Source organism: Pseudoalteromonas sp. T1lg23B, assembly GCF_002964665.1.
GTDB lineage: Bacteria > Pseudomonadota > Gammaproteobacteria > Enterobacterales > Alteromonadaceae > Pseudoalteromonas.
In genome coordinates, this window is record NZ_PQBZ01000034.1 from 33154 (window position 1) to 59251 (window position 26098).

The 26098-nt window shown below is 42.6% G+C and carries 24 protein-coding genes; 6 read left to right on the plus strand and 18 right to left on the minus strand.

What is annotated here, in order from left to right; all coding sequences use genetic code 11:
• Positions 1 to 8: 8 nt before the first annotated feature.
• The 4 genes from C2M32_RS08685 to metG all read right to left on the minus strand — a co-directional run bounded on the left by C2M32_RS08685 (position 9) and on the right by metG (position 7184).
• A complete protein-coding gene (locus C2M32_RS08685; RefSeq protein WP_105168058.1) occupies positions 9 to 446 on the minus strand; it encodes a hypothetical protein in 438 nt (145 codons plus the stop codon).
• A gap of 128 nt (positions 447 to 574) precedes the next feature.
• Positions 575 to 3721 (minus strand): efflux RND transporter permease subunit, encoded by a 3147-nt coding sequence (locus tag C2M32_RS08690; RefSeq protein WP_105168059.1) that lies wholly within the window; start codon positions 3719 to 3721, stop codon positions 575 to 577.
• A 3-nt stretch (positions 3722 to 3724) separates the two neighbouring features.
• Positions 3725 to 4900: an efflux RND transporter periplasmic adaptor subunit gene (locus tag C2M32_RS08695; protein WP_105168060.1), complete on the minus strand. Its 1176-nt coding sequence runs from the start codon at positions 4898 to 4900 to the stop codon at positions 3725 to 3727.
• A gap of 256 nt (positions 4901 to 5156) precedes the next feature.
• The gene (metG, locus tag C2M32_RS08700) at positions 5157 to 7184 is read right to left on the minus strand and encodes a methionine--tRNA ligase (protein WP_105168061.1); all 2028 of its coding nucleotides are present in this window, start codon (positions 7182 to 7184) and stop codon (positions 5157 to 5159) included.
• A gap of 170 nt (positions 7185 to 7354) precedes the next feature.
• Between metG and apbC the strand changes: the two genes are divergently transcribed.
• From apbC to C2M32_RS08715, 3 genes are all read left to right on the plus strand, one after another.
• Positions 7355 to 8428 (plus strand): iron-sulfur cluster carrier protein ApbC, encoded by a 1074-nt coding sequence (gene apbC / locus C2M32_RS08705; RefSeq protein WP_105169263.1) that lies wholly within the window; start codon positions 7355 to 7357, stop codon positions 8426 to 8428.
• 3 nt (positions 8429 to 8431) lie between these two features.
• On the plus strand, positions 8432 to 9025 hold the full coding sequence (dcd, locus tag C2M32_RS08710; RefSeq protein ID WP_105168062.1) for a dCTP deaminase: 594 nt from the start codon (positions 8432 to 8434) through the stop codon (positions 9023 to 9025).
• A 142-nt stretch (positions 9026 to 9167) separates the two neighbouring features.
• Positions 9168 to 11642, plus strand: a complete 2475-nt coding sequence (locus tag C2M32_RS08715) for an EAL domain-containing protein (RefSeq protein WP_158678179.1) — start codon at positions 9168 to 9170, stop codon at positions 11640 to 11642.
• On the opposite strand, the gene C2M32_RS08720 is transcribed toward C2M32_RS08715, so the two are convergent.
• Together C2M32_RS08720 and C2M32_RS08725 are read right to left on the minus strand one after the other, a co-directional pair.
• Positions 11602 to 12396, minus strand: coding sequence for a CLCA_X family protein (locus tag C2M32_RS08720; protein ID WP_199886143.1), 795 nt, complete (start codon positions 12394 to 12396; stop codon positions 11602 to 11604). The two genes, C2M32_RS08715 and C2M32_RS08720, sit on opposite strands and share 41 nt — an antisense overlap.
• Positions 12393 to 12986 carry a tRNA-uridine aminocarboxypropyltransferase gene (locus C2M32_RS08725; protein WP_105168064.1) on the minus strand — a complete coding sequence of 198 codons (594 nt, stop codon included), beginning with the start codon at positions 12984 to 12986 and terminating at the stop codon, positions 12393 to 12395. The genes C2M32_RS08720 and C2M32_RS08725 overlap by 4 nt, the downstream gene beginning before the upstream one ends.
• 114 nt (positions 12987 to 13100) lie before the next feature.
• Here C2M32_RS08725 and C2M32_RS08730 point away from each other — a divergent pair, with 114 nt between their 5' ends.
• Together C2M32_RS08730 and C2M32_RS08735 are read left to right on the plus strand one after the other, a co-directional pair.
• A complete protein-coding gene (locus C2M32_RS08730; RefSeq protein ID WP_105168065.1) occupies positions 13101 to 13445 on the plus strand; it encodes an Hpt domain-containing protein in 345 nt (114 codons plus the stop codon).
• A 91-nt stretch (positions 13446 to 13536) separates the two neighbouring features.
• A complete protein-coding gene (locus C2M32_RS08735; protein WP_105168066.1) occupies positions 13537 to 14754 on the plus strand; it encodes a pyridoxal phosphate-dependent aminotransferase in 1218 nt (405 codons plus the stop codon).
• A 49-nt stretch (positions 14755 to 14803) separates the two neighbouring features.
• Here C2M32_RS08735 and C2M32_RS08740 read toward each other — a convergent pair whose 3' ends face one another.
• The 7 genes from C2M32_RS08740 to C2M32_RS08770 form a co-directional block, all read right to left on the minus strand.
• The gene (locus C2M32_RS08740) at positions 14804 to 15475 is read right to left on the minus strand and encodes a M15 family metallopeptidase (RefSeq protein ID WP_105168067.1); all 672 of its coding nucleotides are present in this window, start codon (positions 15473 to 15475) and stop codon (positions 14804 to 14806) included.
• A 9-nt stretch (positions 15476 to 15484) separates the two neighbouring features.
• Positions 15485 to 16627, minus strand: coding sequence for a succinyl-diaminopimelate desuccinylase (gene dapE, locus C2M32_RS08745; RefSeq protein WP_105168068.1), 1143 nt, complete (start codon positions 16625 to 16627; stop codon positions 15485 to 15487).
• Complete coding sequence (locus tag C2M32_RS08750) at positions 16624 to 16971, minus strand: ArsC family reductase (RefSeq protein ID WP_105168069.1); 348 nt, start codon at positions 16969 to 16971, stop codon at positions 16624 to 16626. Before C2M32_RS08750 ends, dapE begins: the two co-directional genes overlap by 4 nt.
• A gap of 14 nt (positions 16972 to 16985) precedes the next feature.
• On the minus strand, positions 16986 to 17492 hold the full coding sequence (locus C2M32_RS08755) for a PTS glucose transporter subunit IIA (RefSeq protein WP_105168070.1): 507 nt from the start codon (positions 17490 to 17492) through the stop codon (positions 16986 to 16988).
• Positions 17492 to 17872: an ACT domain-containing protein gene (locus tag C2M32_RS08760; RefSeq protein ID WP_105168071.1), complete on the minus strand. Its 381-nt coding sequence runs from the start codon at positions 17870 to 17872 to the stop codon at positions 17492 to 17494. Before C2M32_RS08760 ends, C2M32_RS08755 begins: the two co-directional genes overlap by 1 nt.
• A gap of 86 nt (positions 17873 to 17958) precedes the next feature.
• A complete protein-coding gene (gene pta / locus C2M32_RS08765) occupies positions 17959 to 20115 on the minus strand; it encodes a phosphate acetyltransferase (RefSeq protein ID WP_105168072.1) in 2157 nt (718 codons plus the stop codon).
• Position 20116: 1 nt separating this feature from the next.
• Positions 20117 to 21313: an acetate kinase gene (locus tag C2M32_RS08770; protein ID WP_105168073.1), complete on the minus strand. Its 1197-nt coding sequence runs from the start codon at positions 21311 to 21313 to the stop codon at positions 20117 to 20119.
• Between the two features lie 150 nt (positions 21314 to 21463).
• Here C2M32_RS08770 and yfbV point away from each other — a divergent pair, with 150 nt between their 5' ends.
• Positions 21464 to 21910: a terminus macrodomain insulation protein YfbV gene (gene yfbV, locus C2M32_RS08775; protein WP_105168074.1), complete on the plus strand. Its 447-nt coding sequence runs from the start codon at positions 21464 to 21466 to the stop codon at positions 21908 to 21910.
• A gap of 2 nt (positions 21911 to 21912) precedes the next feature.
• Here the strand turns inward: yfbV and rlmA are convergent, their stop codons facing one another.
• The 5 genes from rlmA to C2M32_RS08800 all read right to left on the minus strand — a co-directional run bounded on the left by rlmA (position 21913) and on the right by C2M32_RS08800 (position 26008).
• Positions 21913 to 22725, minus strand: a complete 813-nt coding sequence (rlmA, locus tag C2M32_RS08780) for a 23S rRNA (guanine(745)-N(1))-methyltransferase (protein ID WP_105168075.1) — start codon at positions 22723 to 22725, stop codon at positions 21913 to 21915.
• Positions 22722 to 23348 carry an energy-coupling factor ABC transporter permease gene (locus tag C2M32_RS08785; RefSeq protein WP_105168076.1) on the minus strand — a complete coding sequence of 209 codons (627 nt, stop codon included), beginning with the start codon at positions 23346 to 23348 and terminating at the stop codon, positions 22722 to 22724. Before C2M32_RS08785 ends, rlmA begins: the two co-directional genes overlap by 4 nt.
• A 2-nt stretch (positions 23349 to 23350) precedes the next feature.
• Positions 23351 to 24160, minus strand: coding sequence for an exodeoxyribonuclease III (gene xthA, locus C2M32_RS08790; protein ID WP_105168077.1), 810 nt, complete (start codon positions 24158 to 24160; stop codon positions 23351 to 23353).
• 256 nt (positions 24161 to 24416) lie between these two features.
• Positions 24417 to 25553, minus strand: coding sequence for a porin (locus C2M32_RS08795; protein WP_105168078.1), 1137 nt, complete (start codon positions 25551 to 25553; stop codon positions 24417 to 24419).
• A 14-nt stretch (positions 25554 to 25567) separates the two neighbouring features.
• Positions 25568 to 26008 carry a phosphate ABC transporter substrate-binding protein gene (locus C2M32_RS08800; protein ID WP_105168079.1) on the minus strand — a complete coding sequence of 147 codons (441 nt, stop codon included), beginning with the start codon at positions 26006 to 26008 and terminating at the stop codon, positions 25568 to 25570.
• Positions 26009 to 26098: the final 90 nt, after the last annotated feature.

A 26098-nucleotide genomic window follows, 5' to 3' on the forward strand; every position in this document is an offset into this window, starting at 1 on the left:
AACTACGTTTATCGGGCAAATGGGTCAGGGTTGATTTTATCTATATACCATTTGCCTTTTTTCCTGAGCATTTGGACACTGCGCATATCGTCTACCTTTTCACCATTAAAGTAGCCTGTGAATACCAAATTTACTTTGGCGTTATCACCGTATTGCTCACGCAAACTCTCATTTGTCATATCTACTTCAATTGTCACTTCATCAAAGCGCATGTTGACGAGGTTGCGGGTAAATTGTGATGCGGTGCCATAAGAGCGCATAATTCTCGCAAGTCTTGGCGTGACATGCTCAAGTGCTATATCCATGTTGTTTTTGTTGTACAAAGCATCAAAGTAGAGCGTAGCTATGTAGCCTGGTGTGTCTTCATCACCTCTGGGTTTATCTTCTTCAACACAGCCAACTAGAATCAGACATAAAGTCACTAAAATCGTATGTATTAACTTCATAATGAATTGAATTAGTTCTAGATGAACTAAGTTTGTAAGCAAATTTGCAATAAGTAAAGGTGGAATAGCACAGAATTAAAAAAAGCTCGTTCATGAACGAGCTTTTTGGTTGGGAAGTTTACAAATATCTAAATATGTTCAGAAGCGAGCTGTTCATTACTGGCTTTGTTTTCCCGCTTTTTGAACAGTGCTTTGATATCCTCCAGCATGACATACTGACAAGGGATTAAAATGAGTGTAATGACTGTGGCGAACAACACACCAAACGCCAGTGATACAGCCATCGGAATGACGATTTGTGCCTGTAGGCTAGTTTCCGTAATGATAGGTACTAGGCCCATAAAGGTTGTCAGCGAGGTCAGTAAGATTGCTCTAAAGCGTTTACAACCAGCTTCTACCACAGCTTGTTTGATGGTACTGCCTTGCTCTCTCGCTTTGTTGACGAAATCCACCATAACCAGAGAATCATTCACAACCACACCTGCCACAGCTATGATTCCGAAAAATGATAGGCTACTCATGGTCATACCCATCACAATGTGGCCGACAACCGCGCCAACAATACCAAACGGAATGACTGACATAATGAGAATAGGCTGAGAATATGAGCGCAACGGAATTGCTAGCAAAGCGAAGATGATCATCAGCGACAATACAAAGTCTCTGATCTGTTCTGCAACACTGTTCATTTCCTCTTGAATACGACCAGCAACATTACTGCTCACCCCCGGATAATTTTTTAGCAATGTTGGTAGGTATTCATCACGAATTTCTTCCGCTATCTTGAATGGCTCAGCCTGATTGGTATCAACCGAAGCCCATACATTGACTGTACGTTTTGCATTTTCGCGGCGAATACGGTTTACACCATCAACCAGTTTTACATCAGCTACTTCAATAAGCGGCACTTCAGCACCAGACGGTGTAATGATGCGTACGTCTTGTATATCACTGATAGAATTACGGGCATCTTTTGGATAGCGGATCATGACTTTGATCTCTTCACCATTTCTTAAGATACGTTGTGCCTCTAGACCGTAGTAGCTGAAATTAACTTGTGATGCGACATCAGACAGTGTAAGTCCCATGCTGTAGGCCAGAGGTTTGAGTTCTAATTGAACCTCATCTGTAGCGCTTTGCAATGAATCATTAATATCACCAACACCTTCAATACTGTTGAGTTTCTCCTTCAGTAAGTTTGCTACTTCTTTGAGCTGGTCTTTATTTTTGCCTTCTAGACGGAAATTAATATCGCCGTCGTCGCGTCCACCATTCATAATACTGTCTTGAATATTAAGCGTTTTTACACCTGGTAGAGGCGGCATTTGCTCACGCCACATTGCACTGAGTGCAAAGGTATCAATTGGACGAAGATCTGGCTCGACTAAGATAGCCATAATATTGGCATTGGTACGGCCTCTGAGGCTCACAGATAAGTCTCGGATCATGCCTGTGCCATATTTTTCTGCTATTTGTTTATCGACGTCTAGAATAAGTGCCTCAATTTTCTGTGCTGTTTGCAGCGTTGCAGATTCTGATGACGATAAGTTCATTTCAATACGAACTTCAGGGAAGTCATGAGGAATTTTTGGGTTAGCCACAAACTTAACTAAGCCACCAGCAAACAGGCCTGCGGTTACTATGATAATCGTCAAAAAGCCAACAATAACGGTGTAGCGGTAGTGAATACAGCGCTCGATAAACGGGCGATAGAGGTTTTCAATAAAGCGTTTTAATCCATTATCTAAAGAAGCACGTAATCGATGGAATGGGTTGTTAGGGTTACTAGGTTTATCTTTCATTGCCGCTAAGTGAGCCGGTAAAATAAACTTTGACTCTATCAGTGAGAATATAAGGCACAGAATAATCACACCACCAATTGCCTTGGAAAATGCCGCAGCAGGTCCTGAAGCGAATGTCTGGGGTAAAAATGCTGCCACAGTAGTTAGTACTCCAAAAGTAGCAGGAATGGCAACGCGCTTAACACCTCGCACTACATTATCTAACGTATGTCCATGTTGCTCTATTTCGGCATGGACCGATTCACCCACAACAATAGCATCATCGACAACAATACCCAGCACCAGAATAAAGGCGAATAACGAGGCTAAGTTAATAGTTATATCTAGCGCCCCAATTGGCATAAACAAAAATGCACCTAGAAATGATACAGGTAGCCCCATCATTACCCAAAATGCGAGTCGTACTCTCAGGAACAGAGCGAGCATGAGCATCACTAAGATACCACCGAGAATCATATTCTCGATCATCATATTTAGGCGACCATTTAAGTAGTAAGTTAAATCAACTAAAGGCTCAATTCCTGTGCCTTCTGGGAGTGTTTTGGAGCGTTCAGCAAGGTAGTTTTTAATGGTGCTCGCAACTTTAGTGATATCTTGATCTTTAGATGCTTGAATTTCAAATGTGAGTGAATTCTTACCATTATACTTTGAGTATTGTAGGCCTTCTTCGAAGCCATCGTGAATGGTTGCTACGTCGCCTAGACGAATTTGCGCACCATCTTCAAGAGTTCTTAGAGGGAGGTTCTCAAACTCTTTGCCTCGGTAGGCTTGATTTTCAACTCGCATTGAAATGTAGCCATTTTCTGAACGAATTTGCCCAGCAGACATGTTGGCAGAAAAGGCTTTTACAGCCTGAGAAATATCTCTGAAAGTTAGATCGTACTCTCTGAGTTTATCTGGACTTATTTCAATGCCTATTTCGTAATTTAAGCCACTGTGAAATTCAACGAGATTGATCCCCGGTAGTGCAAGCATTTCATCGTGAATAACATTACCAAGGTCTTTGAGCTGAGCGTTGTCTAGATCGCCGTATAGTGACAGCCACATTACCTCTTGTACAAACTTATCATAGCTGACAATAGGGCGCTCCATTCCTACAGGAAAGCTGGGAATGGAGTCGACTTGCATTTTAACTTCATCTAGTACAACCAGTGGTTCATAGTGTTCTTCTACTTCGATCCAAGTCTGTGAAAAGCCGCGGTTTGAATAAGTGATCATACGTTTGATCCCTTCGAGTCCTTCCATGGCCTCTTCGACTTTAATCGTGATACCTTCTTCTACTTCTTGAGGGGCGGCACCAGGGTAGATGGCTTGTACGCTTAACCAGTGGCTCTCAAATTGTGGGAACATCTGCTTGCGAATTGAGAAGGCACTGAGCAAACCACCGACTAGAATAAACACCATCAGCAGGTTTGCAGCAACAGGATTGCGCGCAAACCAGGCAATAATGCCTTTTTCAGTTACATTACTCATCGCTTATTCCTCTTTCAATGCAAGTTGAGTATCTGCAACTGAGTGAGTCCCGTCATTGAGCTTGAGTTGCATTCCCTCGGTTGGATATTCAAGTGCGGATGTAATTAACTGGGTACCATCACTGACACCATTATCAATGATTGATTTACCATTGTATTCGCGCACAACATTTAATGCTTTAAAGCTCAGTGTCTCATCGCTATTGAGTACAGCGATTCTGCCATCCTTTACCAAATGTTGTGGAATTGCTGCTGCGTTATCGATGACCTTTCCGTTGATCGTAGCATTTAGATAGGCACCAAAGCGAAGTGGAGTGCGTTGGTCGGAATAGGGGCCTTGTACTTGAGCTACCAAATATGTCATTCGACTGCGTTGGTCAATTACCCCTTCGCTACGAACAATTTTACCTTGCCACTGTGCCGGCTTGCCCTCAACTTGTGCTGTTAATGTCACATCGGCATTAATACCGCCATCGACTAGGTATTGTAATTCATTGTCTGCAACCGGAAGGCGAACTTCCGCAACAGAAATGGCGTTTAGCTCGCCAAATATGCTGCCTGGATTAACAACACTGCCTAAACTTAAATCTCGGCTGGCGATGATTGCGTCATATGGGGCTTTAATATAAGTGCGTTCCAGATTTCGCTTGGCTCTTTTTACGCTGGCTTGAGCTGCTCGGAAACTTGCCAGTTTCTCAGCTAACTGAGGTTTACGTAAGTACAGTTCAGAAGGAATTGTTGCATTGGCGTTGTCTTTAATACGTTGCCATTCTTTTTTTGCAACGTGGGCTTGTGCTTGTTCAATTTCAAGTGCGGAACTGGCTCGAGCCAAATTTGCTTCCGACTCGATGAGCGCTGCTTCATAGTCATTGGGGTCGATACGCGCGAGGACTTCACCTTTTTTGACAAACCCGCCTTTTACAAAAGCATCTGACACATTAATAACTTGTCCACTCACCTGAGCAACCAGTTCTGTGCTGTATTTGGGCTTAACCAAGCCGTAGGAGTCTACGTTGAGCTGCATAGGTGCAACTACAATTGGTTGCGCTTCTACAAGAGGGTGAACGACTTGTTCAGGTTTTTCTTCAGGGGGTTGCTTCATCGCTGAAAATGCTACAGCGACACCTATGCCTCCGAGGAGTACCGCAATGGGTAAGAATATTTGTTTTTTACTAGCCACGTTATCTTCCTTCCAACTGTTGATGTTGTTGGTATATGTATCTGTGTTAATACCATTAGGTGCATATTAAACGATAAGATATGTCTAGTTGTTTATTTAGGTTCTAAAGTTGTAACAAAGCATTACATATGCTTCGGGTTTGTAATATTTATTATCGAATAGGGTATTTCAAACAAGTCAGTGGTTATTTAAGAGCAAGTAGTAAACATAAAAAAGGCCCCTAAGGGCCTCATTATAGTGTTTCAAGGTTTCGCGCTTACATAACGCGCATACCGGGCTCTGAGCCTTCATCAGGATTCAGAATGTAAATTTCTTTACCACCTGGTCCTGCCGCCAGCACCATGCCCTCAGACATGCCAAAGCGCATTTTACGAGGTTTTAAGTTGGCAACCATGACAGTTAATTTACCTTCGATATCCTCAGGCGCATATGCTGATTTGATGCCAGCGAACACTTGACGGGTTTCACCACCTAAGTCTAGCGTCAGCTTGAGTAGTTTTTCAGCCCCTTCCACATGCTCGGCTTTTGCTATTTTAGCAACGCGTAAATCCACTTTTGCGAAATCATTGAATTCAATCTCTTCACCGATAGGCTCTTTCGCTAGCGGGCTGTTAGGGTCAAGTGTGGTTTTGTTACTCGCTTCTAGGCTTTCTTTGGATTCTTCAAGCATTAAGTTCACCTTATCCATATCAACACGTTGCATTAGTGCTTTGAACTTGTTGATAGCGTGACCGGTTAGAACTGTTTGGGCGCTTTCCCAAGAGAGCTCTGTATTTAAGAATTGCTCAACGTTGGCTGCCATTCCAGGTAGAACGGGCTTTAAGTATGTCATGAGTATTTTGAACATGTTCAAGCCAGTCGAACACACATCATGTGCTTGAGCTTGTGTATTTTCATCTTTGATAAGAACCCAAGGAGCTTGAGCATCAATAAACTGATTGGCTTTATCCGCCAACGCCATAATTTCGCGAATTGCTCTGCTATATTCACGCTGTTCATAGTGTTGAGCGATGGTATCCGCTGCAGTTTGGAATTGTGCGATTAATTCAGGCTCAAGTACCGTGTCGCTCATTTTGCCATCAAATTTTTTGCTGATGAAGCCGGCGCAACGAGATGCGATATTGACTACCTTACCGACTAGATCCGAGTTTACGCGTTGCGCAAAGTCTTCTAAGTTTAAGTCTAAATCGGTAATACCACCGTTCAACTTGGCAGCAAAATAGTAACGCAAAAATTCAGGATCTAAATGATCAAGATACGTACGCGCTTTTATAAAGGTGCCCTTTGATTTTGACATTTTTGCGCCATTCACAGTCACAAAGCCGTGGGCAAACACATTGGTCGGTTTGCGGAAGTTTGCGCCATCAAGCATTGCTGGCCAAAACAGACTGTGGAAATAAATGATGTCTTTGCCAATAAAGTGATACAGCTCAGCTTGTGAGTCTTCACCCCAAAAGGCGTCAAAATCCATGCCTTTTTTATCACATAGATTTTTGAAGCTCGCCATATAGCCGATGGGTGCATCTAGCCATACGTAGAAATATTTACCTGGCGCACCTGGAATTTCGAAACCAAAGTAGGGCGCATCGCGGCTAATATCCCATTGCTGTAGGCCATCGGCGAACCATTCTTCTAGTTTGTTAGCCATTTCGGCTTGTAATGACCCAGAGTGCAGCCACTCTTTAAGCATGGTTTCAAATGCAGGAAGGTCAAAGAAAAAATGTTCTGAGTCTTTGAGTATAGGCGTTGCTCCAGACATTACTGAGCGTGGATTTTTTAGCTCAGTAGGGCTGTAGGTTGCACCACAAGCGTCGCAGCTGTCACCATTTTGGTCGGGTGCATCACAGGTTGGACATGTGCCTGTTACAAAGCGATCAGGTAAAAAGATGCTTTTTTCTGGGTCAAAGAGTTGTGAAATGGTACGTTTCTTAATGTGGCCTTTTTCATCTAGACGCTTGTATATAAGCGCACTCAACTCACGATTTTCTTCACTGTGTGTACTGTGATAGTTATCAAACTCAATATTAAAGTCAGCAAAGTCACGTTGGCGCTCGATACTAACATTTCTCACCATTTCTTCAGGAGAAATCCCTTGCTTTTGCGCATTGAGCATAATCGGTGTGCCGTGAGCATCATCTGCGCATACATAATACGTTTCATGGCCACGTAGTTTTTGAAAGCGAGACCAAATGTCTGTTTGAATGTACTCAAGCATGTGACCCAAGTGTGTTGGTCCATTAGCATAGGGTAATGCACTCGTGATGAGAATTTTTCTCTTCGTCATAACTGTTCCAAGATTATCGCGTGGCTGCGCTCAAATTTCAGCCAAATCGCTTAGTTAAAGCTAACACGTGCCATTTACTCGGTGTGTGTAGCATCAATAGACTGGTTTTAATGGGTTGAATGTTACATAATTCCGTAGCCTTTTTCATCACCAGAGTACGTTTTATTTCAATGTTTGGTCTCAATAAACTATTTAAAAAAGACAATCAGTTAAAACAGCAGATTTTAAGTCAGTTGACTGCTTTCAAAAATAGCGTCTTTCCGCTGGGAATTGAGCCACAGTGGGTAAATAGCATTGAGACAAACAAAACGACGATAACGGTGAACTTGACATTGCCATTTGCAGCCAATGCGCAACGACATCTATTAAGCAAGACTTTATCTGAGTTGGTCGGTATTCAGGTTGATGTGAATATTAAAACTCAACTCCCCAAGCACTATCAGTACAAGCAAATTAAACACATTGTGTTGGTGGCCTCAGGTAAAGGTGGAGTAGGTAAATCTACTACTGCGGCTAATCTGGCTCTGGCATTGTCAGCTCAAGGCGCAGCGGTAGGGGTGTTGGATGCAGATATTTACGGTCCATCGATCCCATCATTGTTTGGTGCCATTGACGAACAACCCACAACACAAGACAACAAAACACTCAACCCCATTATAAAAGATGATATAAAGATCCAATCAATTGGATTTTTAGTTCCGGCCGACAATGCAACGGTGTGGCGAGGTCCAATGGCATCACAAGCGCTAAATCAACTACTCAACGAGACCAAATGGGGTGAACTCGATTACCTGATAGTTGATATGCCGCCTGGCACTGGTGACATTCAATTGACGATGACACAGAAAGTGCCCGCAAGTGGTGCTCTGATAGTGACAACACCACAGGATTTGGCATTACTTGATGCTCAAAAAGGGATTGCAATGTTTAATCAGGTCAATCTGCCTATTCTCGGCCTTATCGAAAATATGAGCCATTATATTTGCACACACTGTGGCGGTAAGAATCATATTTTTGGACACTTAGGCGGAGAACGACTAGCGGTGCGACACGGTGTGCCATTACTTACTCAGATCCCGCTCAATATTCAGATAAGAGAAGCGTCTGAACAAGGGCAAAACCTTTTAACACAGCATGTTGATATTGCAGAACATTACATTTCGTGTGCTCAGACAATAAGTAGCATGCTCTATTATCAAACACTATCAACGCCCACCGTTGATATTGTGATTACGGATGACTAATCAATGAGATTATCAGATAAACACATTAAGCAAGCGATAGATAACCAGCAGATTATTATAGAACCTGCACCCAGTGAAGAGATGATTTCTGGTATTACGGTTGATTTAAGATTGGGTAACAAGTTCAGGGTCTTTCAAGATCATGGTGCGCCTTATGTGGATTTGAGTGGTCCGAAAGACCAGCTCAATGAAGCGATGGAATCTATCATGAGTGATGAAATCGTCTTACAAGATGGTCAGGCATTTTTTTTACACCCAGGGCAACTCGCGCTAGCAATCACCTATGAATCCGTGACATTACCGGCTGATTTAGTAGGCTGGCTTGACGGACGGTCATCGTTGGCACGTTTGGGCCTAATGGTTCACGTAACAGCACATCGTATCGATCCTGGATGGTCGGGCAATATTGTTCTAGAGTTTTATAATTCGGGTAAACTACCTTTAGCACTGAGGCCTAAAATGAAAATTGGTGCGCTGAGTTTTGAGACTATGACGAGTGCAGCAGAAAACCCCTATAACATTCGTAAAGATGCCAAATATAAAGGGCAAAACAGCGCTGTTGCTAGTCGCATTAGCGCGGATAATAATAGCCTTTAGGTCAACTTAGAGGCTTAGAATTTAGTTATACACCGTGGCGCGGTGTTATTTTGTCTAATTTTAGCTGGCATTACTGTATAAAGCTTCCATACTAAAATATGTCCCTACGCCAATGGCTATGGAGATTGTTAAAGGAGCTAAGATGGGTGCCAGCAAAGTTATTCAAATCGCTTCGTTATTTTGTTTAATCGTCTTTAGTCATATTTCCATCGCGTTGCCGACATCGACATATAACGATGTGAGCAATCAAAAGACCATAGATGATATCTTAAAAGACGATACATCATTTGTTGATTTAGATGAAGCTGCACTAACCGCGCCAAAACTTGTATCTACATGGGTCAAAGTTGATGTATCTGAACTGCCACCTTCAAAAGGGCGCAGCGTTTTGTATGTGGACAAGCCACTAAATAGCGAGCTTGAGTTGTACTTGGTCCAGCAAAGCAAACTGTTACAGCAAATACACATACCTAGCGACAATTTCTCTCCTTCCAGAATGCAAAGCATTTTTCCTCATATTTATTTTTCAGCACAAAACGAAGGTGCTCAGATATATATTAGGCTGCGTTCTCCATACAAAGTCATGTTTAACTTTCAAGTTGTGTCGGAAGAGGCTTTTAAAAAGCACAGTCAATCAAGGTTGTTTTGGTATGGTTTAGAGTTAGGTCTGTTGTATTTTATAGCTATGGCACTAGTAATCATGGCGTTGCTCAGTCGGCGTCAGTACCTAGCATTGCTATCAGTATACGTTAGCTTTTTGGCCATTCAATGTAGCGTGAATAATGGCAGTATTTACTTCTATTTGCCCTCGGATGTTAGTCAGTTGGTGTCGTCATTCAATGGTAGTTGGCTTATTTTGGCTTGCGCGCTGTGTTTGCTGTATCACCAATCTTATTTCTCAATACCACAAACTAATAAAACACTAAGCCATGTGACTTGGGGAAGCGCGGCAGCTTTACTTGGTATGGCTGTGATGTCTTTTGGCATGGGTTCCGCTTTGTCGGTACAGCTTCAAGCGATAGCAAGTTTAGGAACTATGGTGGTGTTGGGCATGATGTATCGTAGTGCAAAACAAGGTTTTGGACGGGATGTCTGGTTAGTGTGTGCAGCTTGGTTACCGATGTTTATGCTCGGGATCGTATGGGTAGGTATGCAACTTGGTATAGTAACTAATGGACGAATGCTCGGCATTAGTAAACTAGCCGTCACCACTCATATTCTACTGTTAACTGTTAGTGTGTTTATGCACGACAAAAAACAAAAAGATAGATTTTTGTTTTACAGCCTACATGACCCAGATACAGGGCTTTCTAACCGTTTTGCGCTCAACAATTACTTGGATCAGCTCGCCAATAAAAACACTCACCATACACTGTTGTTGTTTAGGCCGTTGATCATTCACTCGATACGCTTGAACTTGGGGGTAGCAAACGCAAATAAGCATTTAAACGAATTGTTTGGCAAGCTGTACACTCAACTTGATACATATGGTTCCGTTACACTTGAAGTGTCAGAAGGAACAAAAACTGAAATTTTCAGGCTTGATGATAGCACCTTTGCTATTACTCTGATTGGCAAATTATCGCTAAGTCAAATTGAGCAGTATGTTTGCATTTTATCTTCAGTATTTGAAGAAGGCATTGAATATAAAGGGACTCGGCTTGTTGATGAAATAGAAATAGGTGTAGCACATTCACCGATTCACGCAAAAACAGCGGATGCGTTGATACAAAGAGCCATGTTGGCGCTGTCTACCAAATCACATGATAGTGATAGGTGGCAAATCTTTGATGTTGCCAATTCTGTGATCTCAGAACGGCGTATGCAATTGTCCTCAGCGCTAAAAGATGCAATTGATAATGATAGTTTTAGCTTATACCTACAGCCTCAAGTTAATTTAAAGACGGGTAAAGTCTATGGTGCTGAAGGTTTACTGAGATGGTTTCACCCCAAACTTGGACAAGTTCCCCCAGATGAGTTCATTCCAATCGCGGAGTCGTCAGGGCTCATTCATTTATTGACGGAAATGGTGTTTGAAAAAGGGTTGAACTATCAAAAGCAGCTCGTTGAGCAGTACCCCGGGCATGTGCTATCTCTCAATATGTCGGGTAAAGACTTATCCAAAAAAGAATTGCTTGTTCATTTGATCACTTTAGTGAACGAACTTAACTTAAACCCATCACAAATAGTTCTCGAGATTACAGAGTCAGTAACTATCGATAACGAAGATAACTTGAAGAGTATCTTAGATGATTATCGAAGTGTGGGGGTTAAGTTAGCCATTGATGATTTTGGTACTGGGTATTCGTCATTAGCTTACTTGAGTCGAGTTGGTTTCGATGAACTGAAAATCGACAAGCAGTTTATAATGGACATTGAAACCTCACCGAGCAACCAGACCATTGCCAAAGCCATGTCTGACATGGCGCACAGTTTGGGATTGAAGGTGGTTGCTGAGGGAGTTGAAAGTATTGAGAGTTACACGAGGTTAGAGCACTATGGGTGTGACTTTGGCCAAGGCTACTTTATAGCTAAGCCAATGAACTACGAGGATTACTTGGTTTGGTTATATAAAGTCAGCCAGAGCGATGATGTAAAGCAGTACCTAGCACTTTGAAATAGGTAAAAATAACGTCACATAGCTGCGTTAGATGCTCTGAATTGGGAAAGCCACCTTGGCTGGCTAGTTTACTGTTATTAATGCCACTGACCAAGAAATCATTACGAATTATAGGGTTATGGCAAATGCAAGCTTCAAATGCTCTTGCGCTAAGCTCTTGAGGGCGGCTGAAATAAAATTGCTCGTAGTGGTTATCCAGTAATTTAGCATTTAAGAAATACTGACTAGGACCCTGACCCTTGTGGTCCAAAAATATGAGTTTAAAAAACTGATTTAAATGTAAGTTCAAAGGATGTTGGTGGGCTATTGGTTTGTGTAGCCATGAGCTCGATGCGAAAGACATTGCATTTGTGTCGGTAAAGAGCTTTTTACAAATGTAGTGATCAAATGCATGCCACCATTCGTGAGCAAGCGCGCCAGCACCTGCATTTTTAGCCAATGCAAGTGTTCTTGATGACGGTTGGTAATGGGCTTGCACACCAAGTTGTCCACCTGCACCAAAAGCAAAATTCAAAGTACCGTTTAGACCTATTACCCAAGGCGGCACCGCTAGAATTTGTGCCAAATCTGCAAGCGCATCATACACAAGGTTTGCGCTTATACGCTGTTCCGTCGGCGTTACCCAGCTTCCTACTGTGATGGTACAAAAACCGAAGGTGTCTTTGATTTCTTGAAAATCTGTTTGGTCATCAAAGCGATAGTCGGGACCGAGTCTCACAAATCCATCGGTAAGGCGGGGTATACGGCTCATAAATCATATCTGGCTTTAACGTGGTCTGGCATGAGTTTGGTTTGTTCTGTGATCATGCCGTTTAACAGCGTGAGTAGTGGCTGTTGATCAATCCCTTCATATTGAGCTAGAAACAAAGAAACAGACTCAAGTGTAGAGAGGCTGTGTGCTTGCTCGGCCTTGCGGATTACATATTGATTCTTAGGAATGGTATCAAATGTTACTGTCTGTAGTGCTAGCAGCCACGGATTTAATGCCAGTATTTTATGCGCCTTTTTCCACGTTCCATCAATCACAAAGAGTATATCGAGATCGGGCTGTAGTTGCATTTTCTCAACTGTGACAGCGTTTTCGCTAGGATATAACAACGCACAGTGCTTGTTGCTCATTAATGTTTTTAGTTGTTGGAAGTCCTGTGGGTCTTGTCCAACATAAAGTTGTATATTATTGAGTTGCAACTGTAACAGTCGCGCTGTATTTTTTGCCAAGTTAGCTTCATCTGGATGCTGTAAAATAATTATTTGCGTTTGTGTATGCACAGGAGATGAAACATATTTGCAAACACATGTTGTTATTGGATAGAGGCATTTTGGGCAAAAATTTCTTTTCATGATATGTTCTAAAACAAAAACGTTTGCAGAATCTTATCATAAATATCAAATTGTTTTGCTAACATGAACTGAATTGTCTAGCATTGATACTAACAATAGTGAGAAGGGAACTTTATGAATGTAAGCATAGATAACAGTGCACTGGAAAGTATGCAGTCGCTGCTTGGGGAACAGTTCGAAGAAACATTGATTTTTTGCTGTAGCGAATTTGAGAGGTTGGAGAATGATCTTAAGCTTGCGCTAAATTCTAACAGACAAGAAGCTATTCGCCATGCGCATAGCTTGAAATCTAATGCTGCGCAGTTTGGTGCAACTAGTCTAAGTAGTACTGCAAGAGCTATTGAACAAGGATTAATGAAAGGAGATGATGCATCTGTTAGCGAGAATATGGCACTGATTTCCGAGCAAGTTATAGGTTCTAAATCTCAGTTACTACAGTGGTTATCCATGAATCGATAATTTTTTTTAGATTCTTGTTTTATCTTTGTTTATCCCTCTAGTTTTCATGGTCAACTTTGGGCTATGCTAAGCGCTGGAAATGGGGGGATGAATGTCTAAAATATCAAAAAGTAATAAATTGCATGGAGTCTGTTACGACATCCGTGGACCGGTGCTGAGTCAAGCAAAGAAAATGGAAGAAGACGGGCTTAAGGTACTTAAGCTAAATGTTGGAAATCCAGCAGCATTTGGCTTTGATATGCCAGAAGATATGCACCGCGATATCATTCGCAACTTGTACTCAGCGCAAGGCTATTGTGACTCAAAAGGTTTGTATTCTGCTCGTGTGGCGGTGTATCAACATTATCAACAAATGTCGTTGCCAAATATTAGTGTAGATAACATTTATATTGGCAATGGGGTTAGTGAATTAATTCAGATGACCACGCAGGCATTGCTGAACAACGGTGATGAAGTTTTGATCCCATCACCTGATTATCCATTGTGGACCGCTTCGGTAAAATTATCTGGCGGCACGCCTGTGCATTATCGCTGTGACGAAGAACAAGATTGGTTTCCTGATTTAGAGGATATTCGAAAAAAAGTAACGAACAGAACTAAAGCGTTGCTATTGATCAATCCCAATAATCCCACAGGAGCAGTATATGATGAAGCCTTGTTACAAGGGCTTATCGATATTGCCCGTGAACATCAGCTGCTAATATTGAGCGATGAGATTTACGAAAAAATTCTGTATGACGACGCGAAGCATATCCCGATTGCCTCTTTGTGTGATGATTTGCCAGTTATTACCTTTAACGGCCTAGCAAAAAACTATCGTGCAGCTGGTTTGCGAATGGGGTGGATGATTCTAAGTGGCAAGGTCAGTGATATGGCTGATCTGATCACAGGGTTAGACATTCTTGCTTCTATGCGTTTGTGTGCCAACGTGCCCGCTCAATTTGCGATTCAACAAGCACTAGGCGGTGTACAGTCTATAGATGCTCTAATTGAGCCCGGTGGTCGACTTTATGAGCAAAGAAACATCGCATATCAAGGTCTTAACAATATTGACGGCGTGTCTTGTGTCAAACCGAAAGGGGCATTGTACGCATTCGCCAAAATAGATACAGTTAAGTTCAACGTTAAAAATGATGAAAAGTTAATGTTGGATCTGCTGCGAGAAGAGAGAATATTATTGGTTCACGGTCGAGCATTTCACTGGCCAGAGCCTGATCATTTTAGATTGGTATTTCTACCTCATAAAGATGAGTTGGAACCTGCAATGGAGCGTATGCAACGCTTTTTTGATGGCTACCGTCAATCTTAAAATATTCGACAAGTACAGTCGACTCAGGCTGTACTTGTACGGTTGGCAGTTACACTTTGGTTATATTGGTAATAAACCTTTCATGCAAATGAGATAGATTAGCTAGAATTGTTTGTTTGCCTAGGACATCGTGCCGACTGATAGCATCGGCGATGACATCAATACTTTGATGTTGTTCAAGTAACTTAGCTGTGGCGATATGACTAATATGCCAAGGCTCTTGTGCGATACCTCCATTGTATTGCGCATAGGGTTTAAAAAAGCCAAATTCGGCTAGATTCTCATCAAGCCAGAGACTAAATTCAGCGAAAGGACCACCATGCAGATACTCCCAAGGAGCAAGTTGTAAGGACTGCCCGTGACCGAGACAATTCTTTGCATAAATATCTAGGTCACTGCCAAAGTGATGACGACTGGCTCCTGGCAATGCTGAAAACAACATAATAGCCTGACACTTTTCTATTTCAGAGAGTGTAGAAACTTCTACTGCACAGTTATCAATATTGTACACTGGGCGCAGTCCTGAGAATTTGCCATTCCAAATACTTGCCTGTCTTTCGAAGCTTCGAAACGCTGATGCAATTGCCAAATCAAATCCCGCTTGTTTAGACGCACGACTCAGCGCTTTTAGATCAGAGACGATATTTTTGTGAACTTGTTTACCGTACCAATCAGTTAGGTGTACGTCACTGAGACCGCAGGCGATAAGAGACAAATCCATGAGACACCTTTAAGTTAATAACTTTTCTAAAATACGTTCGTAAATGAGCGCTAAGTTATCTAAGTCTTGAGTACTTACACACTCATTAAGTTGGTGGATCGTAGCGTTTATTGGGCCCAGCTCAATAACCTTGCAACCTGTTTGCGCGATGAAGCGTCCGTCAGATGTACCTCCTGAGGTTTCAGGGGTACTAATGATCCCAGTAACGTCTTCAATCGCACTGAGTGTTACATCTAATAGTGGGCCAGGCTCGGTTAGAAAAGGTAAGCCATTGACAATCCAATCTAGCTCATAATCAAGTCCATGACTTTGTAAAATAAGTGCCACCTGATGTTTCAGCTCATCGGCTGTTACTTCTGTACTAAAGCGAAAATTGAATTGTACATACAAAGTTCCAGGGATCACATTGCCAGCCCCTGTTCCTCCTTGAATATTGGATACTTGAAAGCTGGTCGCTGGAAAGTATTCATTACCATGATCCCACACAGTTTCACTGAGTTGTGCAAGAGCAGGAGCTGCTTTATGAATTGGATTGTCAGCGAGGTGAGGGTAGGCAACGTGTCCTTGCTTACCTTTAACTTTCAAATGGCCTGTCAGCGAGCCCCTACGACCATTCTTAACGACGTCCCCTAGCTGGTGACGTGATGATGGTTCACCGACCAAACACATGTCTATCTTTTCATTGCGTGCTTCAAGTAAATCTATCACCCGTGTGGTGCCGTTGATAAAGGGACCTTCTTCATCTGATGTGATTAAGAACGATATTGAACCATTGTGGTTAGGGTGCTTTTTGACAAAACGTTCTGTTGCTACGACCATAGCAGCTAATGAACCTTTCATATCAGCAGCTCCCCGACCATGAAGCACGCCATCATGGATTTGACCATCAAAGGGTGGATACAGCCAAGCGGATTCATCACCTGTTGGAACAACATCCGTGTGGCCTGCGAAACAAAAATGTGGTCCGGTGTCGCCTTTTCGCGCCCAAGTGTTTAGGGTATCGACGAAGAAATGTTCTTCAACATTAAATCCGATTGCTGCCAGCCTTCTGTTTATCAATGTTTGACAACCCGCGTCTTCAGGGGTGACCGAAGGACGCTGAATAAGAGCTTGAGCAAGTTCGATAACGTCACTGCAACGGTGTTCACTCATATTGCAAAAATCTCTAAATACTGTTCTTTTTTGAAGCCTAGATGGTAATTATCATTGTGTAGAATGATTGGGCGCTTAATCATGGCAGGTGCGTCCAGCAAAATTTGCTTGGCAGTTTGTTCATTTAAATTTTGCTTTTGATCTTCACTAAGTGAGCGATAGGTTGTACCACGTTTATTGAGTACATTTTCCCAGCCGAGGTGCGCGAAGAATATATCGATTAATTCGGGGCTAATACCTTCTTTGCGGTAGTCGTGGAAGGTAAATTCAATGTGATTATCAGACAGTAATTTTTTGGCTTTTTTTATGGTGTCGCAATTAGGAATGCCGTACATGATGGTCATTTATTATGGCCTTTCTATGGTTGTTTCTTGGTGATAGTGAGTAATGGGTCTTGCCCAGCGTTCACTTGTTTTAGAGGATAATAACATGGTCCGAGTTTGTCTGCATTGAGTACGATTAGAGTACCTAACATTCTCGTTTGGGAACCGGGTAGGTCGAAGTAGGCAAGTATTTCGCCTTGTTCCACATGCTCTTTACCAAAAGCGTTGATTGGTTGGCGCTCCATCGCATTGCAGTCGGGAGGAAGTTGAATGTGCACGAGTAGCTTAAGACCATTATTGGCGACCAGAATGAACTCACTACCTTTACGTTTAATTCTTTCTATTTGGCCCGTAACGGGCGAACAGACCTTGTTGCTGGTCATGTCTACGCAAACTCCTCTACCAAGCATACCTTTGCCGAACAAAGGGTCTGGATGAGAGGGCAAAGGCAGTACTTTCCCTGTAAATGGACTGGCTAAATGCATTAAAGGATTTTGAATAGTGGTGATTGGCGCATATTCAACAGGTATAGAAAATTGCATTATAAAACTAGGTATCCATCTTTTTTGAGGGCTTTGATAGCAGCCTCAATTTGCTGTTCTTTTACTAAGATATAGTCAGTATCATAGGTAGATAGCGAGAAAATAGACACTTGAGCTTTCGCCAATACCCCAGATATATTCGCCATAATGCCGGTTAGAGAAAACCCTAGAGGACCTATAACCTCTAAAGCACGCCAACCATCCTCTGCTGCAAAGCTATCAACCTTAATACTACTGGGGCAAACAATAGACAGTTCGTCTTCTGTTTTAGCGATAAAAAATATATTGGCATTAATTACCTGACCAGGAATGACTGCGTCACAATCTAGGCTGTGAATGGTAAATTTATGGCTGAGCAATTGCAGCGTTTGTTTTGACATGCTCTACCTCTATCCAAAAACATTATCTAGATAGTATAGCCAAGAGTTAAGAAAGAGAACCCTATTAACACTTGGCACTTTTACTATTATTGTTGCTGATCAGCTATTTGCTGAGCTTGAATTGCGGTAAGAGCAATAGTATAGACAATATCTTCAACGAGGGCACCACGGCTTAAGTCATTCACCGGCTTTCGCATACCCTGTAGCATGGGTCCGATACTGATTAAATCAGCACTTCTTTGCACCGCCTTGTATGTTGTATTCCCAGTATTGAGATCTGGGAAGACAAACACTGTTGCTTTACCTGCAACCTTACTATTAGGGGCTTTTTTCTTTGCGACATTTTCCATAATTGCAGCGTCATATTGCAATGGGCCATCAATATCAAGGTCAGGTCTTTTCTGTTGTGCAAGTTTAGTCGCTTCACGCACTTTATCTACGTCTGCTCCATGGCCTGAAGTACCAGTGCTGTAGCTAATCATTGCTACACGGGGTTCAATACCAAATGCGGCTGCTGAATCAGCCGATTGGATTGCGATATCAGCCAGTTGCTCTGCGGTAGGGTCTGGGTTAATAGCGCAATCTCCGTATACAAGGACTTGGTCTGGGAGTAACATAAAAAATACGGAACTGACTAAAGATGAACCCGGAGCGGTTTTGATCAATTGCAATGGTGGACGAATGGTATTAGCTGTGGTGTGTACAGCGCCAGAGACTAAACCATCTACCTCATTTAGCGCCAGCATCATGGTTCCTAACACCACGTTGTCTTGCAGTTGCTCCTGTGCAACCACTTCGGTAAGACCTTTTCCTTTACGCAGTTCAACCATAGGTTCAACATATTTATTGAGATGATCATGAGGCTCTAGAATCGTAACATTTTCGTTGAGCTCAACACCTTGCTGGGCGGCAATGCGTTCTATTTCTTCGCGTTCACCTAACAACACCGTTTTGGCGATACCGCGTTCTCCGCAGATTGCTGCTGCTTTAATCGTTCTTGGCTCATTACCCTCTGGAAGGACAATGGTTTTATTGGCTTTTCTTGCTAAGTCAGTTAGCAAGTAACGAAACGCTGGTGGGGAGAGCTTACGCGTTCTAGCTACGCCAACAGCCAGTTCATCCAGCCAATCTGAGTCAATATGATCAGCATTGTGTTGCTTAACTTTATCAATACGTTGATCATCATCACTGGGAACTTCCATGTTGAAATTGTGCAGCAATAACGATGTACGCCAAGTATCCGCTGTTGTAGCTAAAATAGGCAGACCCGTTTCCATCGCTTGTTCACATAGTGTCATGATGCGTGGCTCTGGCTTAAAACCACCCGTGAGTAAGATAGCGCCCAGTTTGGTGCCATTCATTGCTGATAAGCATGCAGCGACTAATACGTCGGAACGGTCACCGGGGGTAACCAGCAGCGCACCAGGCGTAAAGTGGTTCAGGATGTTTGATACTGTTCGAGCACAAAACGTAACTCGGCGCAAACGCCGATGTTCCATATCACCCGCATTAATCACTTCAGCCTTGAGATAATTTGATAAGTCAATGACTCGCGGTGCAACCAAATCAAAATCCCAAGGAATGCAGCCCAATAGCATAAATGGGTGCTTTCTAAAAATGGGAAGAGAGGCAAGACGATGCATTTCGTTTTCGAGTTCATCGGGGTTGTGTTGGTCGACAAGATCAGCACGTGCACGGCCTTGTTCATCTAATGGGGCATTCACTTTATTGAAAATACAGCCAAGCACGCGATTATGATTTACTGTGCCGTAGTTACCGGCTGCTATTTCGAGGCGATCTTCTAGCTGTTCATTGCTGTCGTTACCAGGCGTGAGTACAAAAACAATGTCAGCTCCTAAGGTTTGAGCAATTTCACGGTTGACTCTGCCTGCGTATGGTTGCAGCCTTGTGGGCACCATACCTTCAATGATGGCAACTTCGTCATCTTGTATTGAGCTCTCGAAACGTTCAACTATCTCCTCAAGCAGATCATCTCCTTTGCCGTCACCTATCATTTGCTCAGCATAGCTCAGTTCAAAAGGTGTAGGAGGATTTACCGCAGAGCCTTGGCGAACGATGACAGTCGACTTCTCTGGGCCATGTTCGTCTTTACGCGGTTGGGCGATGGGTTTAAAAAAGTTAACCTTTACTGTTTTTTGTTCCAAGGCCCTGACAAGGCCCACAGATACGGAAGTCAAGCCTACGCCCGTTGAAACGGGGATCAGCATAATACGGCGTCCCATTTTACTGCTCCTGTGCTAAGGCTGCTGCATCAGTGGCAATAACCCATTCTTCGTTAGTTGGGATGACAACTGCACAAGGGCGGTCAGTTGTGGTGATTACTCCTCGTTGCCCAAATCGTGCAGCTAGGTTTTTTTCTTTATCAAGAGTTAGGCCTAAAAACCCTAATTGCGATACTACTTTGTCACGGATCACGTCTGAGTTTTCACCGATGCCGCCAGTGAAAATAAGTGCATCTAGGCCACCAAGAGGCACTGCGAATGCGGCAATTTGCTTAGCAAGCCGATAACAGAAAATATCCAACGCAAGCTGAGCTTGTTCATGACCTTGTGCCGCCGCCTCTTCGATTGTTCTGCAATCGTTAGATAATTCGCTAATACCGAGTAGACCGCTTTGCTTATTCAAAAGTAAGTCTACTTGCGTTGGTGAGTATTTAAGTTGATTCACTAAAAATGCGAAGATCCCAGGGTCGATGTCACCACTTCGTGTGCCCATCATCAAGCCTTCGAGTGGCGTTAGACCCATACTGGTATCTACTGATTGACCATTTTTGATGGCAGCCACAGAACATCCATTGCCTAAATGCGCACTGATAATACGAGAGTCATCTTTGTTCAGCGCTAAAATTTCGTGCGCTTGGGTCGATACATAATAGTGGCTAGTGCCATGGAAACCATAGCGGCGAATACCGTGGTTTTTGTACAAAGAATAGGGTAGTGCATACAAAAATGCTCTTGGAGACATGGTTTGATGGAATGCAGTATCAAATACAGCGACCTGTGGTAACTTAGCAAAGGCCTGTTGAGCCGCTTCAATCCCTAGCAAATTGGCGGGATTATGTAATGGAGCCAACGCGCTGGTCTGCTTGATAGCTGCAATGACTTCAGGAGTAATACGTACAGAGTGCGTGAAATGCTCTCCACCATGCACTACACGGTGGCCTACAGCTATCAGTTGCTTGTCTAGGTTAAGTTGCTTGACCAGTTCTACTAAACGGGAGATGGCGACTTGATGAGCATCTCCAGCGTTGAGAGTGATCGTTTGTTTGGTGCCATCGTATTTGTATTTTATTAGCGGTTGTTGTTCGGCTAGGCACTCCGCTAATCCAGAAAGTTCTTCAGAACCAGAGTGAATATCAATAATGGCGAACTTGAGACTTGAGCTACCACAGTTTAAAACCAGAACGTGGGAAGATGACATAATGACTTTCCGTTTTGACAATAACAGTAAACGCGTATTAAGCTTAAAGCATAGTGGCCAATAAGCGACACGCTAGACAAAGGTATAATTGACTTATTAATGATAATTTTACCCGAAATTTTACTTAAAAGTTAGCACCTAGGAGTGATGATGCAAAATAGTCTTATTACACAAGTGCAGCTTGGACGCCAATATGCAAAGGAGTGGCCCATGCGTAAAGAGCTTGCGCCAATGTTTGCTGAATATAGGGTCATAAAGGCAACAGAATTGTCTTTAACCGTAATGCCGATATTGGCAATCTTTACTGTGTTTTTTCAAACAAGCCAGTTGGGTATGCAATATTTACCGCAAGCGATAGCTGCGGCACTGTTTTTCCTGTCACTACCTGTGCAAGGTCTGCTGTGGTTGGGTAAGCGCTGTGATACCCCATTAAACCCATCGTTAAATAGCTGGTATAACGAGCTGTACCACAAAATGGTTGCCAATGGCTATGATGCTCCCTCAACTTCTAAAAAGCCACGTTATAGAGAGTTGGCCAAATTATTGTCTGATATGTTCAATAAGATGGACAAGGCATTTACCAAGGAGCAGTTCTAGGTTTAGGGCTGCTCGCTATTATCCTTTTTAAACTCACTGATGTAGAAAGACAATGTAACAGCGTGCGCTTTAGCTTTGCGTAGTTCTTCGTAGTGATTGTCTTTAAACTTCCACGCGAAGGGAGTCATTTGGATAAGGTCTTCGAGCACGTCTGTATCTATGTGTTGTCTCACTTCTAACAGGGTGTGTTCTTGCAATACAAAACCTTGCGGTGTGTTTACTGTTTCATGAAGTTGCACATCGTCGTAAATCTGTTGCTTTAGTTCAAACAGGTGTTTTGGTCCAGGGCTAACGATGACTAAGGTGCCATTGTCATTGCACAAGCGATAAAGTTCTTCTGCAAAAATAGGCGCAAAAACACTGAGAAGTACATCCGCACAGCTATTTGAAAAAGGCGTTTGCTTAATTGAAGCGACGCTAAAGTTAACATGCTTATATCTCTTGGCTGCGTACTTAACAGCTGCTTTTGAGATATCTACACCGTACACCTGTGCAGCAATTGAGTCGGCTATTGCATGGGTATAAAATCCTTCACCACAACCAAGATCAATAACAGTATTAGGTGCTCTTTTAGCGACTATCTCAACCAGCTTTTCTCTTAAAAAGACATAATGATCAGTGGAAAAGAATGCTCTTCTGGCCTGTACCATCTGCAGATTGTCGCCAGGTTGTTTTGATTTTTTGTTTTGCACAGGGAGCAAGTTGATATAGCCTTCTTTGGCGAAGTCGAACTGGTGACGATTTTTGCAGCACAGGCTTTGCTTGGTCTGCTCTAGAGGCCCAGAACACAACGGGCATCGGTACAATAGTGTCATTTATTTAAGTATTCCTGATCGTAAAATGTTTTCACCCAGTGAGGACGGTAGGTAATGAGCAATGTGATCACCATGCCATTTAACATGGCCTCTGGAAACCACATTATTACGGCATAAAACATATAATTATCGAGTAATGTGGGCAGATCATACAGACCAAGCAAGTAAAAGTAACCTCCACTGATAAGAATTTTCGCGGCCCCGACAAAGCCTGCGCACAAAAATGCGCACACAAAAATGTAGACAAAAAAATGTTTGGGCAAAAACCGATAACACAGCAAGTAAAGTGCATGGCTTAAGTAGATGGGAATAAATGTGCTAAGTAGAAGAAATTGTGCAAACTGATTGGAAGATAGCTCGGTAAAATAGAGCAGTAGCAAACTTGCAAGTAAAGAACACAAAAACGCCAAGCGCCAACCCATGATTAATGTGACAGCGGTTATGCCAAGAATATGAATGTTGAGGTGCTCTAATATACCGGCTTGGATTTGCCAGATAAGCGCCAAGCACACAGCACAAGCAAACACGCCAGTTTGGCGTGCAGGGCGTGTGAGCAAGGCCTGATAGGTTTGTTTGTTGAACGTAGCGGCAAACATTGCCGCTGTGAGCATAGTTAGGAACATGCTTAAATTTCAAATGTCGCCCAAATAGGTGCGTGATCCGAAGGTTTTTCAATACCACGCAGTTCATAATCAATGTCGCTTTCAACACAGTGGGCCATCAATGAATCTGTCGCTAAAATTACGTCTATGCGTAGCCCACGATTGTCATCAAATCCGCGAGAACGATAGTCAAACCACGAGTATTGCTGAGTATCATCTGGTTTGAGCTCTCTGAAGGTATCTTTTAGTCCCCATGACAATAGGGTGTCTAACCATTGACGCTCTTCAGGTTGGAATGAGCATTTACCTGTTTTTAACCAACGCTTACGATTGGCTTCACCAATACCTATATCTAGGTCTGTGGGTGAAATATTAATGTCACCCATTACGACAATTGCTTGCTCTTTATCGTAGTGAGAATTTAGGTGAGTCATAAGATCAGCGTAGAATTGACGCTTATAAGGGAATTTAACTTCATGGCTGATGTTATCGCCTTGTGGAAAGTAACCGTTCATGACAGTTACTTCTTTACCTGAATCGCTTTCGAAGGTACCAATAATCATGCGTTTTTGTGACTCTTCAGTATCTGTCGCAAATCCTTTTTGGATATTTTTGGCAGGCATTTTAGATAACAGAGCAACGCCATAATGTGCTTTTTGACCATGAAAGTAAACGTGATAACCCAGTGCTTGTACTTCGTCTAATGGGAAGGCCTCATCATGCACTTTGATTTCTTGTAATCCGATAATGTCTGGCTGATGTTTATCAATTACGGCTTGCAATTGGTGGATTCTGGCTCGTAGTCCATTGATATTAAAAGAGATGATTTTCATGTTATTTTAGTAACCTTATTTTCACTATGCTGCGGCTGTCTTGTCTGTTTCCGCTATAGGCTATAGAAAATGCAATGTTAAGCACAGAGTGGGAAATTGACAGCGAAAAATCTACTTCAAAATGATATCACTCATTTACCATGAGCTAAACGATTCATCTAGCAGAAAGTGTGTTTGCAAAGTGAAGGAAAGCGTTGTGGAGGTTAATAATCTTGGTATCTGTACAGACAGATACCAAGATTAAATTCAAAGTTTGTTAAAACACAAAGTCAACACCCATACTAATCGCTCGAGCATCGCCATGATAGGCCCAACCGCTAGGCGCATGGCCTTGGTCTACAAATTTGTCGTACTGTACTTTAAACGCGGCGTTAGGTAAGAAGTTGTAGCGTAGGCCATAACTTAATACATAATGCTCTTCCAAGTCTTCAGTAGGCACTTTGGTACGTTCATGATCCGCTTTTGAGTAAGAGATATAAGGCTGGTAGTCATCCCAGTTGTAAACCAACGATACTAGGTAGGTTGGGAATTCTGTGCCCAAAGCATCATCGTACTCAACAAAGTTGAAATCAAACAATAAGGTAAATTTATTAAGAGATACGTTACCGCCTAAACCAACAAACGTTTGCGAGAACGGCGTATATGGGTCAATGCTGCCATCTTGCTGAATTGTTTCTCTATCTCGGTCATTTTGGAAATAGACAAAGCGCAGGTCGAAGCTATCTCCTGAGATATTCCAGTTCATCCCTGTTATGTCGGTCCAATATTCATTAACCGTACGAGCACTGCCGCCATACAACTTGTCGTAATAAAGCATTTCAACGTTGTCATCAGAGTATTCGTTACCGTAAAAGAAAGTTAAGGTATTTGAATAACCACCCATTTCAAAATCGTACATGGCGTGTACACCGTTAAACTGGGTAACTTGCCACCAGTACAGATTTGAAGGCGGTCTCATCCAAGGGTAGGCATACCCAACTTCAGAAAATTCCGAAAAGTAATACATTGGAATATTACGACGTCCAGCCATTAGCGTAAGATTTTCGGTTGCTTTGTAAGTCAGGTAGTACCAATCGAACTCAGGTTCAAAATCATCAACACCTTTGGCCACAAGCTGTGCCGTTACAGAAAAATTCTCTGCTAGGTCCATGACCGCTTGAACAGCAAAGATAGACTCAGCTTTAATAGTGATGTCGTTATCATACTGACCAACATCATAGAAATCTGCTGTGAGTATTTCGTCTCTTGTTTGTCCAGGATTTAGCGGATCGTTTACTGTTCCTAAAGTCTTACCCGCGATGATTGAGCCATAGCCACTGATGCGCATATCGGCTAGCGCCGATGCTGATATCAGCATTGTCATACCCGAAGTAACAGCCAATAAAGTTTTCATATGTTTACTCCTACTTAAAATGTTGCGACAACTTTGACCGCGTCGGTTGCAGCACTTGCGTCGACATAGCCTATAGCATCAGGGTTTGAAGACACGGCGGCGATCACATCATTGTTGGAGTCCATTTCTTGAGGAGGGGTCCCTTTACCCGTGAATAAAATTTTTGACCAGTAAGCCTTTACTTGGCTACTCGATTTACCAATAACTTTGGTATTGAACTCATCACTTGCAGGGTCACTAGAGCTGGCACTTATCAAGATTGCAGAGCGACCGTTGGAGAAAGATTTGGTTTTACCCAGAAATATTTTTTTGATGGTTTCCTGATCAAACGTTGAGGCATTGCTCGGATGAACGATGATGGATACCTCAGCGGATGCTTTAGACAAGTAGAAAAAGCTGAGCGTGGATACAGCAAGAACAACTTTCCACGTCATATTTTTAGTGGACAGTAACATAGTGCGTTCCTTATTTGATTTGCAAAGAGTTGATAGCAATTTTTTGCTGCTACAAATTAAAAATAGCTCCCGTTTAGTGCAATGCAAGTA

Excerpts from the sequence above, each read along its gene's own strand:
- yfbV (WP_105168074.1), top strand. The coding sequence starts at position 21,464 with ATGCAAAATAGTCTTATTACACAAGTGCAGCTTGGACGCCAATATGCA.
- C2M32_RS08770 (WP_105168073.1), bottom strand. The coding sequence starts at position 21,313 with ATGTCATCTTCCCACGTTCTGGTTTTAAACTGTGGTAGCTCAAGTCTC.
- C2M32_RS08685 (WP_105168058.1), bottom strand. The coding sequence starts at position 446 with ATGAAGTTAATACATACGATTTTAGTGACTTTATGTCTGATTCTAGTT.
- C2M32_RS08735 (WP_105168066.1), top strand. The coding sequence starts at position 13,537 with ATGTCTAAAATATCAAAAAGTAATAAATTGCATGGAGTCTGTTACGAC.
- C2M32_RS08760 (WP_105168071.1), bottom strand. The coding sequence starts at position 17,872 with ATGTCAAAACAAACGCTGCAATTGCTCAGCCATAAATTTACCATTCAC.
- C2M32_RS08750 (WP_105168069.1), bottom strand. The coding sequence starts at position 16,971 with ATGACCATCATGTACGGCATTCCTAATTGCGACACCATAAAAAAAGCC.
- C2M32_RS08755 (WP_105168070.1), bottom strand. The coding sequence starts at position 17,492 with ATGCAATTTTCTATACCTGTTGAATATGCGCCAATCACCACTATTCAA.
- C2M32_RS08730 (WP_105168065.1), top strand. The coding sequence starts at position 13,101 with ATGAATGTAAGCATAGATAACAGTGCACTGGAAAGTATGCAGTCGCTG.
- C2M32_RS08725 (WP_105168064.1), bottom strand. The coding sequence starts at position 12,986 with ATGAAAAGAAATTTTTGCCCAAAATGCCTCTATCCAATAACAACATGT.
- rlmA (WP_105168075.1), bottom strand. The coding sequence starts at position 22,725 with ATGACACTATTGTACCGATGCCCGTTGTGTTCTGGGCCTCTAGAGCAG.
- dcd (WP_105168062.1), top strand. The coding sequence starts at position 8,432 with ATGAGATTATCAGATAAACACATTAAGCAAGCGATAGATAACCAGCAG.
- xthA (WP_105168077.1), bottom strand. The coding sequence starts at position 24,160 with ATGAAAATCATCTCTTTTAATATCAATGGACTACGAGCCAGAATCCAC.
- C2M32_RS08715 (WP_158678179.1), top strand. The coding sequence starts at position 9,168 with ATGGGTGCCAGCAAAGTTATTCAAATCGCTTCGTTATTTTGTTTAATC.
- metG (WP_105168061.1), bottom strand. The coding sequence starts at position 7,184 with ATGACGAAGAGAAAAATTCTCATCACGAGTGCATTACCCTATGCTAAT.
- C2M32_RS08690 (WP_105168059.1), bottom strand. The coding sequence starts at position 3,721 with ATGAGTAATGTAACTGAAAAAGGCATTATTGCCTGGTTTGCGCGCAAT.
- C2M32_RS08720 (WP_199886143.1), bottom strand. The coding sequence starts at position 12,396 with ATGAGCCGTATACCCCGCCTTACCGATGGATTTGTGAGACTCGGTCCC.
- C2M32_RS08800 (WP_105168079.1), bottom strand. The coding sequence starts at position 26,008 with ATGTTACTGTCCACTAAAAATATGACGTGGAAAGTTGTTCTTGCTGTA.
- pta (WP_105168072.1), bottom strand. The coding sequence starts at position 20,115 with ATGGGACGCCGTATTATGCTGATCCCCGTTTCAACGGGCGTAGGCTTG.
- apbC (WP_105169263.1), top strand. The coding sequence starts at position 7,355 with ATGTTTGGTCTCAATAAACTATTTAAAAAAGACAATCAGTTAAAACAG.
- C2M32_RS08795 (WP_105168078.1), bottom strand. The coding sequence starts at position 25,553 with ATGAAAACTTTATTGGCTGTTACTTCGGGTATGACAATGCTGATATCA.
- C2M32_RS08740 (WP_105168067.1), bottom strand. The coding sequence starts at position 15,475 with ATGGATTTGTCTCTTATCGCCTGCGGTCTCAGTGACGTACACCTAACT.
- C2M32_RS08785 (WP_105168076.1), bottom strand. The coding sequence starts at position 23,348 with ATGTTCCTAACTATGCTCACAGCGGCAATGTTTGCCGCTACGTTCAAC.
- dapE (WP_105168068.1), bottom strand. The coding sequence starts at position 16,627 with ATGAGTGAACACCGTTGCAGTGACGTTATCGAACTTGCTCAAGCTCTT.